The following is an 18,230-nucleotide window of genomic DNA, read 5'->3' on the forward strand; positions in this document are numbered from 1 at the left end:
TTCCCCACATCATCTTCACCCCGCCCCGGGCGGCCCTCCGGGAGCCCCGACGACCTGGCCCGACCGGGCGTCGGGCCCGTCCGACCGGCCGGTGACAACCGAACGGCCCGCGAGGACCAGAGATCCCCACGGGCCGTTCAGCGCTGTCCGGACAACCCTCCGGAGGGGGTTCACGACCTGACGGGCGACACCGCTCAGACGGCGGTGAAAGCGCCCTCCAGGATGTCCAGGCCCTCGGCCAGGAGGTGTTCCGCGATGACCAGCGGCGGCAGGAAGCGCAGCACGTTGCCGTAGGTGCCGGCGGTCAGCACCACCAGGCCCTCGGCGTGGCAGGCCTTCGCGATGGCCGCGGTGGCCTCCGCGTTCGGCTCCTTGCCGCCCGGCTTCACGAGCTCGACGGCGATCATCGCGCCGCGGCCGCGGATCTCGCCGATGATGTCGAACTTCTCCTGCATCGCCCGCAGGCGGCCCAGCATGATCTCGCCGATCCGCTGCGCCTTGCCGTTGAGGTCCTGCTCCTTCATCGTCTCGATGGCGCCCAGCGCGGCCGCACAGGCCACCGGGTTGCCGCCGTAGGTGCCGCCCAGGCCGCCCGCGTGCGCGGCGTCCATGATCTCGGCGCGACCGGTCACCGCCGCCAGCGGCAGACCGCCGGCGATGCCCTTCGCGGTGGTGATCAGGTCCGGGACGATGCCCTCGTCCTCACAGGCGAACCACTGGCCGGTACGGCAGAAACCGGTCTGGATCTCGTCCGCGACGAACACGATGCCGTTCGCCTTCGCGTACTCCACGATCGCCGGCAGGAAGCCCTTGGCCGGCTCGATGAAGCCGCCCTCGCCCTGGATCGGCTCGATGATGATCGCGGCGACGTTCTCGGCGCCGATCTGCTTGTTGATGATCTCGATCGCCTGCGCGGCGGCCTCGGCGGCGCAGTTCTCCGCACCCGTCAGCCAGCGGTACGGGTAGGCCACCGGCACCCGGTAGATCTCCGGGGCGAACGGGCCGAAGCCCTGCTTGTACGGCATGTTCTTCGCCGTCAGGCCCATGGTCAGGTTCGTACGGCCGTGGTAGCCGTGGTCGAACACCACGACGGCGGTGCGCTTGGTGTAGGCGCGGGCCACCTTCACCGCGTTCTCGACCGCCTCGGCGCCCGAGTTGAACAGCGCGGTGCGCTTGTCGTGGTCACCCGGGGTCAGCTCGTTCAGCTGCTCGGCGACCGCCACGTAACCCTCGTACGGGGTCACCATGAAACAGGTGTGGGTGAAAGCGGCCAGCTGCTCGCTCGCCTTCGCCACCACGGCCTCGGCGCTGTTGCCGACGTTCGTCACGGCGATGCCGGAGCCGAAGTCGATCAGCGAGTTGCCGTCCACGTCCTCCAGCACGCCGCCATTGGCGCGGGACACATACACCGGCAGGGTGGTGCCGACACCGGCCGCCACCGCACCCAGCTTGCGGGCCTGCAGCTCCTGCGACTTCGGACCGGGGATCGCAGTGACCAGGCGGCGCTCCTGCGGGAGCGGCGTTGCGGCGCTCATGGGGTTCTCCAGACTTCTCGGCTCGGTGCTTCGCAGGCTACGGCCGCCCTCCCCGGCCGGGCATGCGCCACTCGGTAGCACTGAGCCGTCCGACTTGTCCGGCACGGCCAGCGCGGGTAGTGCGACTGCCAGCAGGCCCCGCTCCACTACATTGAGCGCGGGCGTGTCGCCGGTACGGCGGCATGGGTATGGCGGCACCGACGGCGATCGGGCCGGGCGGGCGAGGGAGCGGGGCCGTACATGGCGCACGACGGGGCACACCACCACACCGATCGGACCACCACCGGACCCCCGGCCCCCATGCCCCGCCAACGGCCCGGCACCCGCACCGACGGGGCCCCCGCCTTCGACCTCCCCACCTGGGCCGCGGCCCCGCGCCCGGAAGCCGAACCCGGCGTCTACCGGCTGGGCTACCGCCCGCTCGACCCGGAACGGGCGGAGGCGGCCCAGGTCGCGGCCTGGCCGCTGCTCCTGCGGGCGGGACTCAACGCGGTGGTGGGGTGGTTCGCGTTTCTGTACGGGACCCAGTTGGTGCTTCGCCTGATCGTGCTGACGGTTTGGGTGAAGAATCCCACCGATACCGAAGTGACCGTGGTCGGCGTGTCCGTCAACCTCCTGGTGGCCGCGCTCGTCATCAAGCTCTTCGGCCGGATGGGCCGTTGGCCCGAGGTGTGGCGGCGGTACGTGTCGCCGTTGCTGTCGCGGGCGGTGACGCAGGAGCAGCCCGCCGAGGAGGGCGTGGCGGTGGCCCAGGTGGTGCGGCGGCTGGACCCGTGGGGCGGGCTGCGGCAGGGCGGGGCGGCCGAGGCGGCGGGGCGGCTGGAGCGGGAGGCGGTCGGGGACGTCGACTACGTGCGGATCCAGCGGGCGTGGGAGTCGGCGCAGGCGGATCCGGCGTTCGTGCCGGCCTTCGTCGAGCAGGTGGTGGCGCGCGGTGGGGCGGCCTTCGCGCACCCTTCGGAGTCGCGGGAGCTGGCGGACCGGGCTGAGCGGCACGATCTGCTGCTGGGCCAGGTCTGCCTGGGGACGGCCCAGGACGTGCCGAAGAACCCGCTGAGCCATCGGGCGGCCGGGTTCGCGCTGGATCCGGCGCTGCTGGGCACGTCGCTGCTGGCGGTGGGTCCGGCGGGGACGGGGAAGACGGCGCGGCTGGCGCGGCCGGTGGCGGAGGCGCTGTGTCTGCAGGCGCTGGCCGGTACCGCGTGTGTGGTGGTGGTGGGGGCGGCGGACGCGGATCTGGGCCCGGACGCCTGGTACGACGTGGTGATCGCGCCCGGTGATCCGGCGTCGGTGTACGGGCTGGACCTCTACGGTGCGGCGCAGGATCCGGACGAGGCGGCCGCCCGGTTGGCCGAGGCGCTGCTGCCGGACGAGTTGACGGCGCGCGCGGAGAACGCCCGGACGGCGCTGCAGCAGGTGGTGGGCCCGTTCCACGCCGCGTACGCCCGCTATCCGGGGGTGCGGGAGCTGCGGGCGCTGCTGGCCGGCGAGCCGGACGTGCTGGCGGCTCTGGTGAAGGCGCTCGGGGTGGCGGGCCGGCTGGCCGTGTACGAGCGGGACCTGGAGCACCGGGAGCGTCAGCGCGGCCGGGCGGACGATCCCGGGGCGCTGCTGGCGGACCGGCTGGCGCTGCTGGACCGGCCGGCCTTCGAGGGCGCCTTCGCGACGGACGGCACGGGGCGGCCCCCGTTCGCGATGCGGGTGCTGGACCATCCGTTGCGGGTGCGGGTGAAGCTGCCGGAGCGCAGCCATCCGGAGGCCGCGCGGATGCTGTCCCGGTTGGTGGTGGGTCAGTTCGTGCAGGCGGCGGGGGCCCGTACGGACCGTTCGCTGTTCGCCGGCCTGGTGGTGGACGACGCCTCGGCGGCGCTGGACGCGACCGCCGTGCGCGGGGTGCAGCGGATGCGGGGGGCGAACGCGGGCGCGGTGCTGCTGCTGCGCACGCTGGTGGATCTGCCGGAGGCGCTGCGGGCGCCGTTGTTCGGCGCGGTCGGCTGCCGGATGGCGTTCCCGGGGATCGCGCCGTGGGACGGCCGGCTGTTCTCGGAGGCCTGGGGGACGCACCTGGTGCAGGAGACCGCGGTGACCCACACGCCCGACACCTCGGGTGGCGTGGTGCGGCGGGCCGGGCGGTTGGGGCGGCGGGCGTTGTCGGGGACGGCGGCGCAGACGGAGTCGGTGACGACGCGGGACGTGGAGCGCCTGCGCTGGTCGCCGTCGGATCTGGCGCACGCGCTGCCGGCGGGGCATGCGGTGGTGTCGTTGACCGCGGTGTCGGGGGAGCAGGTGCCGCCGTTGCTGGTGGATCTTCGGGGCTGACGGGGCTGACCGGGCGCGGGGCGGAAGCTCGCCTTCACGGTGGATTCGGCAGTGCCGGTTGTCCGGAGCGTCCATAATGAGGGGGAGAGACTCTCACTTGTCCCATTGCCCTCTCCTCGCCCGGCCGCAACGGCGCGGTCAGGTCGATCCCCCGAAGGTGCCATGCCCCCCACACTCGCCTCCGTTGTCCGTAACAGTTCGCTCCATCTGACGGTCCTCGCCGGCGCGGACCACCTGGAGCGGCCGGTCCGCTGGGTGCACACCAGCGAGCTGGACGACCCGACGCCGTTCCTGGAGGGTGGCGAGCTGCTGCTCACCACCGGGATCAAGCTGGGCCGTACGGCGGCCCAGTTGCAGGCGTACGTGCACCGGCTGGCCGATGCCGGGGTGGTGGGGCTGGGCCTGGGGGTGGGGCTGTCGCACACGGAGGTGCCGCAGCCGCTGGTGGACGCGGCCGCGCAGCGGGGGCTGCCGCTGCTGCGGGTGCCGGAGCCGACGCCGTTCATCGCGATCAGCAAGGTGGTGTCGGCGGCGCTGGCCGCGGAGCAGTACGAGGCGGTGACGACCTCCTTCGAGGCGCAGGAGGAGCTGACCCGGGCCGCGCTGGGCAAGGACGGCACGACGGCGGTGGTGCGCCGGCTGGCGGCCCGGCTGGGCGGCTGGGCGGCGCTGTACGACGGGTCGGGGGCGCTGTCGGTGGTGGCGCCGGACTGGGCGGCGCGCCGGGCTGGGCGGCTGGCGGCGGAGGTGGACCGGCTGCGCCGGCGTCCGGCGCCGTCGAGCGCCGCGTTGCAGGGGCGGGCGCCGGGGATCGACACGGCGGACGAGGACTACGTGGTGGTCCAGTCGCTGGGGGCGGACCGGCGGGCCCGGGGCTTCCTGGCGGTGGGCACCGAGGACCGGATCACCCCGACCGAGCGGTACGTGCTGAACGCGGCGGTGGCGCTGCTGACCCTGACGCTGGAGCGTTCGCGCGAACTGCGCCAGGCCGAGGAGCGGATGGGCGCGGCGCTGCTGCGGATGGTGCTGGCGGGCGAGGTGGCGACGGCCCGCCAGGTGGCGCTGGGGCTGTTCGGCGGTATGCCGGAGGGGACGATACGGGTTCTGGTGGCCGGGGCCGGGCCGAACGCGGAGGCCGCGGAGGCGCTCGGGGAGCTGGGTGACCGGGCCGAGCAGGCGGGCGCCCGGGTGGGCGAGAAGCTGCTGGTGGCGCGGGAGGACGGCGCGCACGGGGCGCGGCTGATGGTGCTGGCGCTGGACAACGGGGCGGTGCACCGGGCCTGTCTGGGCGTGGTGGAGGAGCACGAGGGCCTGTCGCTGGGCGTGTCGGCGCCGGCCGCGCTGGAGGACGCGGGGACGGCGCACGCGCAGGCCGAGCGGGCGCTGGCGGTGGCGCTGCGCGGTGGCCGGCGGTCGGTGGACCACGAGGAGGTCGGCGCGGGGTCGCTGCTGCCGCTGCTCGGCGAGGACGCGGTGACGGCGTTCGCCGAGGGGCTGCTGCGGCCGCTGCGCGAGCACGACCGGACGGCCCGCGGCGATCTGGTGGCCTCGCTGCGGGCGTGGCTGTCCCGGCACGGGCAGTGGGACGCGGCGGCGGCCGATCTCGGGGTGCACCGGCACACGCTGCGCTACCGGATGCGGCGGGTCGAGGAGCTGCTGGGGCGTTCGCTGGACGACACCGACGTGCGGATGGAGCTGTGGCTGGCGCTGCGCTCCGGCGAGGAGTAGGCCGCACCCGGGCCGTACCGAGCCGTACCGGGCAGGGCCCCGTCCGGGCTCGGCCCGGGAGGCCCTGGACGGGATGGAGCAGCGCCGGGGGCGAACGCTCCGAGTCGGCCAATCCGGTCGGTGCGCCGCCCCACCTACCCTCGGGTTCGGGTCCCACACCCGTGGGCCCGATGACGACGAGGAGAGGGCCGGTACCACGGTGACCACCACGTACGATTTCTGGCTGGCCGGCCGACGGGCGAGCGGCGACGCCGACTTCGAGGTGCACAACAGCTGGGACGGCCGTCTGGTCGGCAAGGTGAGCATCCCGACCGAGGCCCAGGTCGAGGAGGCGCTGGACGCCGCCGTCGCCGCGCTGCCGGTCTTCGCCGCCACCCCGGCGCACGTCCGCTCCGCCGCGCTGGACCACGTGGCCAAGCGCCTGGCCGAGCGCACCGAGGAGCTCGCCCAGCTGATCACCGCGGAGAACGGCAAGCCGATCAAGTGGGCCCGTGGTGAGGTCGGCCGCGCGGTGTCGGTCTTCCGCTGGGCGGCCGAGGAGGCCCGCCGGACCAACGGCGAGACGATGCGGCTGGACACCGACCCGGGCGGCGTGGGCCGTTTCGCGGTGGTGCGCCGCTTCCCGCGCGGTGTGGTGCTGGGGATCGCCCCGTTCAACTTCCCGCTGAACCTGGTCGCCCACAAGGTCGCCCCGGCGATCGCGGTCGGTGCCCCGATCATCCTGAAGCCGGCCCCGGCGACGCCGCTGTCGGCGATGGTGCTGGGCGAGATCCTGGCCGAGACCGACCTGCCGGCCGGTTCGTGGAGCATCCTGACGGTGCCGAACGACCGGATGCCGGCGCTGGTGCAGGACGAGCGCCTGCCGGTGATCTCGTTCACCGGTTCGGACAAGGTCGGCTACCAGATCATGGACTCGGTGCCGCGCAAGCACTGCACCCTGGAGCTGGGCGGCAACGCCGCGGCCGTGGTGCTCGCCGACTGGTCCTCGGAGGCCGACCTGGACTGGGCGGCCACCCGGATCGCGATGTTCGCCAACTACCAGGGCGGCCAGTCCTGCATCTCGGTGCAGCGCGTGATCGCCGACGCGTCGGTGTACGACGCGCTGGTGGAGAAGGTCGTGGCCAAGGTCAAGGCGCAGGTCACCGGTGACCCGAACGACGACGCGACGGACGTCGGCCCGCTGGTGGACGAGAACGCCGCGAAGCGGGTGGAGTCCTGGGTGGACGACGCGGTCGCCAAGGGCGCCAAGGTGCTCGCCGGCGGGGGCCGCGAGGGTGCGACCTACGCGCCGACCGTGCTGGCGGAGCTGCCCGCGGACGCGATCCTGGCCAAGGCCGAGGTGTTCGGCCCGGTCCTGTCGCTGCACCGGGTGGACGGCGTGGACGAGGCCTTCGCGGCCGTCAACGACTCGGCGTTCGGCCTGCAGGCGGGCGTGTTCACGCACGACCTGCAGACCGCGTTCCGTGCCCACCGGGAGCTGGAGGTCGGCGGTGTGATCATCGGCGACGCGCCGTCCTACCGCGCCGACCAGATGCCGTACGGCGGCGTCAAGGACTCCGGTGTCGGCCGTGAGGGCGTCCGGTACGCGATGGACGACTACACGGTCGAGAAGGTCCTGGTCCTCAGCGGCCTCGACCTCTGAGCGAACCCGTGAGTGAAGGGCCCGGTCCGGTGACCGGGCCCTTCGCCCGTTCCGGGGCCAGGTCGGCCCAGCCGCGCTGTCCGTCCGCGACGGAGACGGCCTCCTCGACCGTGGCGTCGCCGGCGAGCAGCCGTGCGAGCTTCGGCGCGATCTGCCCGTGGCCCCCGGCGATGACGGTACGCATGGCTCCGACGGCAGCCCGGGGCGCGGGGCGGCGTCCTGCCGGGAGGCGTCCTGCGCGGGGCCCCGGGCAGGACACAATGGGCGCATGACTTCGCTCGCCCACCCGCAGCTGCGGTTCACGCCCACCGTGCAGGACCCTTCCGGCCCCCGGGAGCTGGTGATCCTCGGTTCGACCGGGTCGATCGGCACCCAGGCCATCGACGTGGTGCTCCGCAACCCGGACCGGTTCCGGGTGGTCGCCCTGTCGGCGGCCGGCGGCCGGGTGGAGCTGCTCGCCGAGCAGGCGCTGCGGCTGGGCGTGCACACGGTGGCGGTGGCGGACCCGGCGGCCGAGCCGGCGCTGCGCGCGGCGCTGGCGGCGAAGGCGGCGGGCGCTGCGCTGCCGACGGTGCTGGCGGGGCCGGACGCGGCGACCGAGCTGGCCGCGATGGAGTGCCACTCGGTGCTGAACGGCATCACCGGGTCGATCGGGCTGCGGCCGACGCTGGCCGCGCTGAGGGCGGGCCGGGTGCTGGTGCTGGCCAACAAGGAGTCGCTGATCGTCGGCGGCCCGCTGGTGAAGGCGGTGGCGCGGCCGGGGCAGATCGTGCCGGTGGACTCCGAGCACGCGGCGCTGTTCCAGGCGCTGGCGGGCGGCACCCGGGCCGAGGTCCGCAAGCTGGTGGTGACGGCCAGCGGCGGTCCGTTCCGCAACCGGACGCGTGAGCAGCTGGCCGGGGTGACGCCGCAGGACGCGCTGGCGCACCCGACCTGGGCGATGGGCCCGGTGGTCACGATCAACTCGGCGACCCTGGTGAACAAGGGCCTGGAGGTGATCGAGGCGCACCTGCTGTACGACGTGCCCTTCGACCGGATCGAGGTCGTGGTCCATCCGCAGTCGGTGGTGCACTCGATGGTGGAGTTCACCGACGGTTCGACGCTGGCGCAGGCCAGCCCGCCGGACATGCGGATGCCGATCGCGCTGGGTCTGGGCTGGCCGGAGCGGGTGCCGGACGCCGCCCCCGGCTGCGACTGGACCAAGGCCGCGACCTGGGAGTTCTTCCCGCTGGACGACGAGGCCTTCCCGGCGGTGGAGCTGGCCCGCGAGGTGGGCACCCTGGGCGGTACCGCGCCGGCGGTCTTCAACGCGGCCAACGAGGAGTGCGTGGAGGCGTTCCTGAAGGGGCGCCTCGCTTTCACGGGAATCGTGGACACTGTTGCCAAGGTCGTCGCCGAGCACGGCACGCCCGTGCCGGGAACTTCCCTGACGGTCGAGGACGTCCTGCACGCGGAGGACTGGGCCCGTGCCCGGGCCCGCGAGCTGGCGGCGGGCTGACGGCGGCGGGTTGACGGCGTGGGCCGTTTCCGGCCGGGTGCACCCGTACCGGGTGTCCGGCTGGGCGTGACTGCGGTAAGACAAGACGACGAGCAGAGCGGCATGACGGAGGGCCAGCGGTGGCAATGGTTTTGACGGTGGTCGGCATCCTGGTCTTCGCGGTCGGGTTGCTCGTCTCGATCGCCTGGCACGAGCTCGGCCACCTCTCGACGGCCAAGCTGTTCGGCATCCGGGTGCCGCAGTACATGGTCGGCTTCGGCCCGACGGTCTGGTCGCGGAAGAAGGGCGAGACCGAGTACGGCTTCAAGGCGATCCCGCTGGGCGGCTACATCCGGATGATCGGGATGTTCCCGCCGGGTGCGGACGGCCGGATCACCAAGCGCAGCAGTTCCCCCTGGCGCACCATGATCGAGGACGCCCGGGAAGCCTCCTACGAGGAGCTCCAGGAGGGCGACGAGCACCGGCTGTTCTACACCCGCAAGCCGTGGAAGCGCGTCATCGTCATGTTCGCCGGGCCGTTCATGAACCTGGTCCTGGCCTTCGGGCTGTTCCTGACGGTCATGATGGGCTTCGGCGTCTCGACGGCGGTGCCGACCATCGGCTCGGTCGCCCAGTGCGTGGTCAAGGCCGGCTCGCCGACCGACGTGTGCCCCGCGGACGCGCCCAAGACCCCCGCCAACGAGGTCGGGCTGCGGCAGGGGGACAAGGTCCTCTCCTTCGGCGGGGACCGGATCCGCGACTACGACCAGCTCCAGGCGGACATTCGGAAGTCGGCCGGCCAGCAGGTCGAGATCCTGGTCGACCGGGGCGGGCAGCAACTCGTCCTCAAGCCCGTCATCGCCGTCAACGACGTGCAGAAGTACGACGGCAACGGCGTGCCGCTCAAGGGCCAGACCGTGCAGGCGGGCTTCCTCGGCTTCACCCCCAAGCAGGGGGTCGTCCAGCAGAGCTTCGGGCAGTCCCTGGACCGGATGGTCGGCATGGCCGAGAACGGGGTGAAGTCGCTGGCCGCGCTGCCCGGCAAGATCCCCGGTCTGTGGAACGCCGTCGTCGGGGACTCCCCGCGTGACCCGGACTCGCCGATCGGCATGGTCGGCGCCGCCCGGGTCAGCGGTGAACTGGTGAGCATGGACCTGCCCGCCAGCCAGCGGGTGGCGATGTTCGTCAACCTCCTGGCCGGGATCAACCTCTCGCTCTTCCTGTTCAACATGCTGCCGCTGCTCCCGCTGGACGGCGGCCACATCGCGGGCGCGGTCTGGGAATCGGTCCGCCGCCGATTCGCTCAGCTGTTCAAGCGGCCCGATCCCGGCCCCTTCGACGTCGCCAAGCTGATGCCGGTGGCGTACGTCGTGGCCAGCGTCTTCATCGGTTTCACCCTGCTGGTGATGGTCGCCGACCTGGTGAACCCGGTGAAGATCAGCTAGAGCGTTCGGGTACGGCGGGTGTGCTGGGGTCCGGCGCCGTGCCGTACCGTGGAGGCCGGGTGCGCGATCCAGGCGCGCCCGGCCTCGGCCGTCCCACTGGCCGGGCGGTCGACCACACCTCAACCCCGGGGAACCCTGCGCACATGACCGCGATCTCGCTCGGTATTCCGTCCCTGCCGCTCAAGCCGCTCGCCAAGCGCCGTGTATCCCGGCAGATCATGGTCGGCAACGTACCGGTCGGCGGTGACGCTCCCGTCTCGGTGCAGTCGATGACCACCACCGTGACCGCGGACATCAACGCCACGCTGCAGCAGATCGCCGAGCTCACCGCGTCCGGGTGCCAGATCGTCCGGGTCGCCGTCCCCACCCAGGACGACGCCGACGCGCTGCCGATCATCGCCAAGAAGTCCCACATCCCGGTGATCGCCGACATCCACTTCCAGCCGAAGTACGTCTTCGCCGCGATCGACGCCGGCTGCGCCGCGGTCCGCGTCAACCCGGGCAACATCAAGGCCTTCGACGACAAGGTCGGCGAGATCGCCAAGGCCGCCCGGGGCGCCGGCGTGCCGATCCGGATCGGCGTCAACGCCGGCTCGCTCGACAAGCGCCTGCTGGAGAAGTACGGCCGTGCCACCCCCGAGGCCCTGGTCGAGTCCGCGCTCTGGGAGTGCTCGCTGTTCGAGGAGCACGACTTCCGCGACATCAAGATCTCGGTCAAGCACAACGACCCGGTCGTGATGATCAACGCCTACCGCCAGCTGGCCGCCGCCTGCGACTACCCGCTGCACCTCGGCGTCACCGAGGCCGGCCCGGCCTTCCAGGGCACCATCAAGTCCGCGGTGGCCTTCGGCGCGCTGCTCGCCGAGGGCATCGGCGACACCATCCGGGTCTCCCTCTCCGCCCCGCCGGCCGAGGAGATCAAGGTCGGCAACCAGATCCTGGAGTCGCTCGGCCTGCGCCAGCGCGGCCTGGAGATCGTCTCCTGCCCGTCCTGCGGCCGCGCCCAGGTCGACGTCTACAAGCTGGCCGAGGAGGTCACCGCCGGCCTGGAGGGCATGGAGGTGCCGCTGCGCGTCGCCGTCATGGGCTGCGTCGTGAACGGCCCGGGCGAGGCCCGCGAGGCCGACCTCGGCGTCGCCTCCGGCAACGGCAAGGGCCAGATCTTCGTCAAGGGCGAGGTCATCAAGACCGTCCCCGAGTCGAAGATCGTCGAGACCCTGATCGAGGAGGCGCTCAAGCTCGCCGAGCAGATGCAGGAGGCGGGCGTCGAGGCCGGCACGCCGACCGTCGTCGCCGCCGACTGACCACGCAGGGTCCGCGCGGTGCGCCGCGCGCAGTCTTCCGGAAGCGGGGGCGGCCGGTCGCGGACGGCCCCCCGGCCGTAGTCGGGTGGGGCCACGGTCGTAGCCGGGTGGGGCCACGGAGTAGGGTGCGGCCAGATTCGTCTCAGTGAGGTGCTGTCTCGATGCTCGATCGAGGTGTGATGCTCCCCGGCTCGTTCCAGGCCGCCCGCGCCCTGGCCACCACCCGCGTGCTGGAGCCCCCCGACCTCGCGGACGCCTTGGAGATCCTCCACCGCGACCCGGTCGCCAACTCCTTCGTCGCCACCCGGGTCGAGGCCGTCGGCCTGGACCCCTGGCGGCTCGGCGGCGAGATGTGGGGCTGGTACGACGGGGACGGCGCCCTCGCCGCGCTCTGCTATGCCGGGGCCAACCTCGTCCTGGTAGACGCCGGGCCGGAGGCCGTCGCGGCCTTCGCCGAGCGGGCCCGCCGGCAGGGCCGCCGCTGCTCCTCGATCGTCGGCCCGGCCGGGGCCACCGCCGCCTTCTGGGCGCTGCTGGAACGTAGTTGGGGCCCGGCCCGCGAAGTCCGCGCCCACCAGCCGCTGTTGGCCACCGCCGTGCCCTCCGCCGAGATCGCGCCGGACCCGCTGGTGCGGCGGGTGCGGCGGGAGGAGATCGACGCGCTGATGCCCGCCTGCGTGGCGATGTTCACCGAGGAGGTCGGGGTCTCCCCGCTGGCCGGTGACGGCGGCCTGCTCTACCAGGCCCGGGTCGCCGAACTCGTGTCCGCCGGGCGGTCGTTCGCGCGTTTCACCGAGGACGGCGAGGTCGTCTTCAAGGCCGAGATCGGCGCCGTCACCGAGGGCGCCTGCCAGGTCCAGGGCGTCTGGGTCGCCCCCGGGTACCGGGGCCGGGGCCTCTCCGAGACCGGCATGGCCGCCGTCCTCGACCTCGCGCTGCGCGAGATCGCCCCGGTGGTCTCGCTCTACGTCAACGACTTCAACCTGCGGGCCCGGGCCGCCTACCGGCGGGTCGGCTTCCGCGAGGTCGGCGCGTTCATGAGCGTGCTGTTCTGAGCCCGCCCCCCGGGAGTTCGGTTCCGATCTTCGCCCGCGCCGGCGGCCCACGGGTAGTAACGTCCGAGGCATGGATCAGCTGACCGGGGTGACGATCGAGGCCATCGACCTTGCGGCCTGGGCGCCGCAGGCGCTGGAGGTCCAGGCGGTGGCGTTCGGCCTGACGGCCGAGGAGGTCGCCGTCCGGCTGCACATCGTCGGCCGGCACGCCCACCAGCCCGGGGTGATCGCGCTCGGCGCGATGAGCGGCGGTCGGCTGGTCGGCTTCGGCTACGGGATGCCCAACCAGCGCGACCACTGGTGGAGCACGGTGATCGAGCCCTACCTGGACGCGCGCGGCCACGACGCCTGGCTGGACGACGTGTTCGCCGTCACCGAGCTGCACGTGCTGCCCGAGTACCAGGGCCAGGGCGTCGGCTCCCGGCTGATCCGCACCCTCTGCGAGCGCTCCGGGCTGGAGCGCAGCATCCTCTCCGCGATCGACGCGGAGACCCCCGCCCGGCGGCTCTACCGGGCGCTCGGCTACCAGGACCTCGCCCGTGCGGTGCGCTTTCCCGCCACGGACCGGCTGTACGCGGTGATGGGGGCCCGGCTTCCGCTGCGCGGGCCGGGCGAGGCGTAGGGCGTGCCCCGGGGCTCGCGCTACAGCGCCCCGGCGAACTCCAGGTAGAGCTCGGCGTCCTCCCGGCGGCCGGCCGCCAGGGCCCGCAGGGCGAGGTCGACGGCCCGGAACAGCGTCCAGCCGCGCAGCCGTTCCCGGTCCACCTCCAGCGCGTCCGCGAGCTGGTGCAGCCGGCGGCGGACGGCCGCGGCCACGCCGGGGGAGCCGACCAGGGTGTCCGCCCGGTCCAGCGCCAGCCGGGCCAGGTCGAAGGCGCGCTCGCCGGCCAGCGGGCGCGGGTCGATCGCCAGCCAGGGCGCCCGGTCGGCGGCGAGCACGTTGCCGTGGTGGAAGTCCCCGTGGAGCAGGAGGGTCTCGGCGGAGGAGCCGGCCAGGCCGTCGGCCGTGTCCAGGGCCTCGGCGATCAGGGGCTCGGCCTCGGCTGCGCCGGGCAGGGCGCGGTGCCCGCGCAGCCGTTCCGCGGTGTCGGCGGTCCGGGCCGCGAGGGTCGGGAACGGGTGGTCCTCGGGCAGGGCGGTCCAGAGCCGGTGCAGCAGGCTGGTCGCCTCCAGCATCGCCTTCGCCTCGGCGAGCGAGCGCAGCGGGATGTCCCCGTGCAGCCGCTCCAGCAGCAGGACGCCCTCGGCGGGGTCCGCGTCCAGCAGCAGGACGGCTCCGCGCCCGGCCCAGTGGGCGAGCGCCGCGTGCTCCAGCGCGGTCTCGGGGGTCCGCAGGCCGGTCTTGAGGACGGCGGGGGAGAGGTCGTCGCGGTGGACGTAGGCGACCAGGCTCAGGCTGCCGCCGGGGTCGAGCACCCGTTCCAGGGTGAGGTCCCAGCGCGCCAGGTGGGCGGCCACCCGCGCGGGCAGCCCGGCCAGCCACTGCCGGCCCGGTTCGCCCTCGCTCGCCGCGACGCCGCGCGCCAGCCAGGCGGGGACGGTGATCTGCGGTGCTGCTCCCGACATGCCGACCTTCCGGTTGACGCTCCCCCGTTGGTGTTACCCGTCCATTGTCGGCCATGAACGGGAAACCGCAGGTCAGCGCCGCGGGCCCTAGGGGGTGGTGGCCGTGGGGGTGGGGAGGGGCTCGGGGATGCCGGGGAAGGCGGGGTCGGCCGTGCCCCAGCGGTGGGCGCGCAGGGCGCAGTCGCGCAGGGCGTCGGCGGCGGCGCCCCGCTGGGGGCCGGGGACGGCGGCGACCAGGTCGGCGTAGACGGTGGTGAGCCGGGTTTCGAGGTGGGCGGCGAGCTTGGTGGCGCCGGCCGCGTCGGTGACGGCGAACGGGAGCTGGTAGCCGGCGGCCGCGGCGGCCGGGGTGGCGCCGAGGGAGCCGATCAGCCGTTGCCAGGCGTCCCGCCGGGCCTCGTGGGCGGCGTAGGCGGTGCGGGCGTCGGTGCGCTGCTGGTCCTCGGGGAGCCGGGCGCCGACCACGCCGTAGCCGTAGACGGCGGCGTGTTCGGCGCCGAGGGCGCCCTGGAGGGCAGTGACCGCTGCGGTGGCGGCGGGGTCGGCCGACGGGCCGGCGGAGGGGGAGCCGGTGGGCTGGTCGCTCGGGGGCGCGGTCGGCGCCTCGGTGGGGGTGGCGGCCGGGGGCGGGGCGACCAGCGGGGTGGTGTCGCCGAGGGCGACGGCGTGCAGCACGTCGGAGGCGGCGACCGAGGCGAGCAGCCGGGCCAGCGGCGGCCGGGCTGCGGCCAGGTCGGCGAGGCGGGCCTGGGCGGTCTGCCGTTCGAGTGCGGCGAGCGCGGCGGGGGTGCCGACCGGCGTTCCGCTCGGTGTCCCGCTCGGGCTGGTCGAGGGCGTGGTGGAGGGCGCGGTGGGAGGCGTGGTGGAGGGCGTGGCCGGGGGCGCCGGGGGGATCGAGGCGGCCGGCAGCCCGTAGGCGAGGGCGGCGCGGTGCTGGGCCACCTCGGCCCGGAGCGGCTGCAGCACGGCGGCCTGGGCGCCGCCCGGGCCTGCGAGCAGGGCGTCGTAGCCGGCCAGCAGGGTGTCGGTGGCGGCGATGGAGCGCAGGATGACCGGTTCGTCCGGGTTCGGCAGCGGGCCGCGGTTGTCGGGCGCGGCGTCGTCGCCGCTGTGGGAGCCGGTGCAGGCGGTGAGGGTGGTGAGGGCGAGCAGCCCGAGAGCCAGGAGCGTGCGTCGGCTGGGCGGCTGCATGGGTGTCACTCCGGGGCGTGTGCGGGAGGGCGGCCTCCCCGCCTGCCCTTCGTAGGCGTGAATGATTACAGAATCCCCACGATTCCGGGCGGGGATTCGGATCTTGGGACGCCCCGGGAGCGGGTGTGAGCTTGCTCGCAGTGGGTGGCGTGCGCCCGGTCGGGGGTGGTCCGGAATCGGTGGTTCGCGGCTTCACCGGCTAGGCTTTGGGCCGAGCTGCCGTGACCCGGTGTGCGCCGGACCGGCGCCGGAGGGCGCGGAGCGACCTTCTGACAACAGCAGACGCGGCCGAGGAGTCCACCCGGATGAGCACCACCCACACCGACCGGCTGCGCGCGTTGCTGGAGCCGCTGGCCGTGCAGGCCGGTCTGGACCTGGAGGACGTCAAGGTCACCAAGGCCGGCAGCCGCCGCCAGGTGCAGATCGACGTCGACACCGACGGCGGCGTGGACATGGACGCCATCGCCGAGTTCAGCCGGGTGGTCGGTGAGGCTCTGGACGAGTCGGACCTGCTGGGCGACGAGCCCTACCTGCTGGAGGTCGGTTCGCCGGGCGCTGAGCGCTCGCTGGACCTGCCCCGGCACTGGCGTCGCGCGGAGGGCCGACTGGCCAAGATCCACCTGGTCGACGGCGGGGAGATCGTCGCCCGGGTGCTGGAGGCGGACGAGGACGGCGCGCTGGTCGAGGTGCAGCCGGTGAAGGGCCGTGGCCGTCCGAAGGAGCGCCGGCTGGCGTACGCCGAGGTGGATCGGGCGCGCGTGCAGGTCGAGTTCAACCGCAAGGACGACAAGCTCCTCGACGAGGCCGCGGACTACGCGGACGACGACGCCTCCGAGGAGGGGGACGACGGTGCGCTGTGACCTGCGCACCGCCCGGACCATGACGAACGTGACGAAAAAAGACGAGGAGGCGTAGCCGTGGACATCGACATGAGTGCCCTGCGCACGCTGGTCAACGAGAAGAACATCCCCTTCGACCTGCTGGTCGAGTCCATCGAGTCCGCCCTCCTCACCGCGTACCACCGCACCGAGGGCTCGCGCCGCCGCGCCCGGGTGCACCTGGACCGCAAGTCCGGCCACGTCACCGTGTGGGCGACGGAGGACCCGGCCGAGCTGGACGAGGGCGTCGAGCCCAAGGAGTTCGACGACACCCCGAACGGCTTCGGCCGGATCGCGTCCAGCATCGGCATCCAGGTGATGATGCAGCGTCTGCGCGACGCCGCCGACGACCAGACCTTCGGTGAGTACGCGGGCAAGGAGGGCGACATCGTCACCGGTGTCGTCCAGCAGGGCAACGACCCGAAGAACGTGCTGGTCGACATCGGCAAGCTGGAGGCCATCCTGCCGCCGCAGGAGCAGGTCCCGGGCGAGGACTACCGGCACGGCACCCGGCTGAAGTGCTACGTCGTGGCGGTGCGCCGCGGTGTGCGCGGGGCCTCGGTGACGCTGTCGCGGACGCACCCGAGCCTGGTGAAGAAGCTGTTCGCGCTGGAGGTCCCGGAGATCGCGGACGGCAGTGTGGAGATCGCGGCGATCGCCCGTGAGGCCGGCCACCGCACCAAGATCGCGGTCTGGTCGCGCCGGGCCGGGCTGAACGCCAAGGGCGCCTGCATCGGCCCGATGGGCAGCCGGGTGCGCGCGGTGATGGGCGAGCTGCACGGCGAGAAGATCGACATCGTCGACTGGTCGGAGGACCCCCGGGAGATGGTCGCCGCGGCGCTGTCCCCCGCACGGGTGACCAGCGTGGAGATCGTCGACCTGGCCCAGCGTTCCGCCCGGGTGATCGTGCCGGACTACCAGCTGTCGCTGGCGATCGGCAAGGAGGGGCAGAACGCCCGCCTCGCCGCCCGCCTCACCGGCTGGCGGATCGACATCCGTCCGGACACCGAGGGCCAGCCCGAGGACGGCGGTCGGGACACCGACCGCTGAGTGCGGCGCTGACCGGTCGTTCGCCCTGCCAAAGCCCCCCGTCGTTCCGCCCGGGATCGGTGGGGCGGCGCCATGTCCCTTCGGAGGGGTAGACTTGCCTTCGTCTGGCCGGACGCACGTCCGAGCACGCCCGGAACGCACCTGCGTGGGCTGCCGCAAGCGAGCGGCCAAGCACCAGCTGTTGCGTGTCACGGCGGTCGAGGGCGTCTGCGTCCCTGATCCCCGTGGTGCACTGCCGGGCCGGGGCGCTCACCTGCACCCCGATCCGGCCTGCCTCGACCTCGCGGTCCGCCGTCGGGCGTTTCCCCGGGCCTTCCGCCTCCAGGGGACGCTCGACACGGAGCGGCTCCGCGAGTTCATCGGGGAGCGGACCGTCGACACCCCGGCGCCCTGAGTCCATCAGGCCGCCCGGTGGGGCGACACCCGCTACGGCCGCCGCTCAGTGCGGCGGGAGAACCACCGCAACAAGCACGGTTCGCGGGCAGCCGCGTGCCGTGCCACCAGTCAGGTACCTCGCGATGTGGAAGTAGGTCGAGATTGCGATGAGCTCTCGATGAGTACGCGATGAGTACGCGATGGGTACGCCCATGAAGTAGCGACGGTCCGGCGGACGAGACACCCCGGACTCATAGACAGGAGTGAAGTGGCTAAGGTCCGGGTTTACGAACTCGCCAAGGAACTTGGCTTGGAGAGCAAGGCCGTCATGGCCAAGCTCACCGAGCTCGGTGAGTTCGTCCGTTCGGCGTCCTCGACGATTGAGGCGCCGGTCGTACGAAAGCTGACTGACGCGCTTGGTGTGGCCCCCACCGGTGGTGGTTCCGCTGCCAAGCCGGGCCCGCGCAAGAGCGCGGCGCCCCAGCCCGCGGGTGGCTCCGCCGCCGCGGGTGCACCCAAGCCGGGTGCTCCGACCCCGGGTCCGCGCCCCAGCGCGACCCCTGGTCCCCGTCCCACCCCGGCCGCGGCCCCTGCGGCCGAGGCCGCGCCCGCCGCCCCGGCGGCCCCCGCCGCCGCCAAGCCGGCGGGTGGCCCGACCCCGGGCC

16 protein-coding genes are annotated in these 18,230 nt (G+C 73.6%); 12 read left to right on the plus strand and 4 right to left on the minus strand.

The window, feature by feature from the left end:
- Nucleotides 1-194: 194 nt before the first annotated feature.
- Nucleotides 195-1,535 carry a 4-aminobutyrate--2-oxoglutarate transaminase gene (gene gabT, locus ACFWPT_RS36975; protein ID WP_380345341.1) on the minus strand — a complete coding sequence of 447 codons (1,341 nt, stop codon included), beginning with the start codon at nucleotides 1,533-1,535 and terminating at the stop codon, nucleotides 195-197.
- 240 nt (nucleotides 1,536-1,775) lie between these two features.
- Between gabT and ACFWPT_RS36980 the strand changes: the two genes are divergently transcribed.
- The 3 genes from ACFWPT_RS36980 (at nucleotide 1,776) to ACFWPT_RS36990 (ending at nucleotide 7,224) form a co-directional block, all read left to right on the plus strand.
- Nucleotides 1,776-3,854 carry an ATP-binding protein gene (locus ACFWPT_RS36980; RefSeq protein ID WP_380487204.1) on the plus strand — a complete coding sequence of 693 codons (2,079 nt, stop codon included), beginning with the start codon at nucleotides 1,776-1,778 and terminating at the stop codon, nucleotides 3,852-3,854.
- Between the two features lie 162 nt (nucleotides 3,855-4,016).
- Nucleotides 4,017-5,582: a PucR family transcriptional regulator gene (locus ACFWPT_RS36985; protein WP_063347636.1), complete on the plus strand. Its 1,566-nt coding sequence runs from the start codon at nucleotides 4,017-4,019 to the stop codon at nucleotides 5,580-5,582.
- Between the two features lie 199 nt (nucleotides 5,583-5,781).
- A complete protein-coding gene (locus ACFWPT_RS36990; RefSeq protein ID WP_063347635.1) occupies nucleotides 5,782-7,224 on the plus strand; it encodes an aldehyde dehydrogenase family protein in 1,443 nt (480 codons plus the stop codon).
- Here the strand turns inward: ACFWPT_RS36990 and ACFWPT_RS36995 are convergent.
- The gene (locus ACFWPT_RS36995) at nucleotides 7,205-7,408 is read right to left on the minus strand and encodes a hypothetical protein (RefSeq protein ID WP_380378380.1); all 204 of its coding nucleotides are present in this window, start codon (nucleotides 7,406-7,408) and stop codon (nucleotides 7,205-7,207) included. The genes ACFWPT_RS36990 and ACFWPT_RS36995 overlap by 20 nt on opposite strands.
- Nucleotides 7,409-7,492: 84 nt before the next feature.
- On the opposite strand from ACFWPT_RS36995, the gene dxr reads away from it, so the two are divergent.
- The 5 genes from dxr (at nucleotide 7,493) to ACFWPT_RS37020 (ending at nucleotide 13,127) form a co-directional block, all read left to right on the plus strand.
- Nucleotides 7,493-8,722: a 1-deoxy-D-xylulose-5-phosphate reductoisomerase gene (gene dxr / locus ACFWPT_RS37000; protein ID WP_063347633.1), complete on the plus strand. Its 1,230-nt coding sequence runs from the start codon at nucleotides 7,493-7,495 to the stop codon at nucleotides 8,720-8,722.
- 119 nt (nucleotides 8,723-8,841) lie between these two features.
- Nucleotides 8,842-10,146 carry an RIP metalloprotease gene (locus ACFWPT_RS37005; protein WP_107452864.1) on the plus strand — a complete coding sequence of 435 codons (1,305 nt, stop codon included), beginning with the start codon at nucleotides 8,842-8,844 and terminating at the stop codon, nucleotides 10,144-10,146.
- A 143-nt stretch (nucleotides 10,147-10,289) separates the two neighbouring features.
- Nucleotides 10,290-11,450, plus strand: coding sequence for a flavodoxin-dependent (E)-4-hydroxy-3-methylbut-2-enyl-diphosphate synthase (gene ispG / locus ACFWPT_RS37010; RefSeq protein WP_063347631.1), 1,161 nt, complete (start codon nucleotides 10,290-10,292; stop codon nucleotides 11,448-11,450).
- A 179-nt stretch (nucleotides 11,451-11,629) separates the two neighbouring features.
- A complete protein-coding gene (locus ACFWPT_RS37015; RefSeq protein WP_350885688.1) occupies nucleotides 11,630-12,505 on the plus strand; it encodes a GNAT family N-acetyltransferase in 876 nt (291 codons plus the stop codon).
- A 70-nt stretch (nucleotides 12,506-12,575) separates the two neighbouring features.
- Nucleotides 12,576-13,127 (plus strand): GNAT family N-acetyltransferase, encoded by a 552-nt coding sequence (locus tag ACFWPT_RS37020; protein ID WP_063347629.1) that lies wholly within the window; start codon nucleotides 12,576-12,578, stop codon nucleotides 13,125-13,127.
- Between the two features lie 20 nt (nucleotides 13,128-13,147).
- On the opposite strand, the gene ACFWPT_RS37025 is transcribed toward ACFWPT_RS37020, so the two are convergent.
- The gene (locus tag ACFWPT_RS37025) at nucleotides 13,148-14,071 is read right to left on the minus strand and encodes an aminoglycoside phosphotransferase family protein (protein ID WP_380487207.1); all 924 of its coding nucleotides are present in this window, start codon (nucleotides 14,069-14,071) and stop codon (nucleotides 13,148-13,150) included.
- An 87-nt stretch (nucleotides 14,072-14,158) separates the two neighbouring features.
- Nucleotides 14,159-14,710: a DUF4439 domain-containing protein gene (locus ACFWPT_RS37030; protein WP_380487211.1), complete on the minus strand. Its 552-nt coding sequence runs from the start codon at nucleotides 14,708-14,710 to the stop codon at nucleotides 14,159-14,161.
- A gap of 857 nt (nucleotides 14,711-15,567) precedes the next feature.
- Between ACFWPT_RS37030 and rimP the strand changes: the two genes are divergently transcribed.
- From rimP to ACFWPT_RS37050, 4 genes are all read left to right on the plus strand, one after another.
- Nucleotides 15,568-16,122, plus strand: coding sequence for a ribosome maturation factor RimP (gene rimP / locus ACFWPT_RS37035; protein WP_063347627.1), 555 nt, complete (start codon nucleotides 15,568-15,570; stop codon nucleotides 16,120-16,122).
- A 57-nt stretch (nucleotides 16,123-16,179) separates the two neighbouring features.
- Nucleotides 16,180-17,190 (plus strand): transcription termination factor NusA, encoded by a 1,011-nt coding sequence (nusA, locus tag ACFWPT_RS37040; RefSeq protein WP_063347626.1) that lies wholly within the window; start codon nucleotides 16,180-16,182, stop codon nucleotides 17,188-17,190.
- Nucleotides 17,191-17,284: 94 nt separating this feature from the next.
- Nucleotides 17,285-17,584, plus strand: coding sequence for a YlxR family protein (locus ACFWPT_RS37045; protein WP_079135592.1), 300 nt, complete (start codon nucleotides 17,285-17,287; stop codon nucleotides 17,582-17,584).
- Between the two features lie 249 nt (nucleotides 17,585-17,833).
- The coding region (locus ACFWPT_RS37050) for a translation initiation factor IF-2 N-terminal domain-containing protein (RefSeq protein ID WP_380487209.1) at nucleotides 17,834-18,230 on the plus strand (397 nt) is incomplete at its 3' end.

Source organism: Kitasatospora sp. NPDC058478 (genome assembly GCF_042720345.1).
In the GTDB taxonomy this organism is placed as follows: domain Bacteria; phylum Actinomycetota; class Actinomycetes; order Streptomycetales; family Streptomycetaceae; genus Kitasatospora.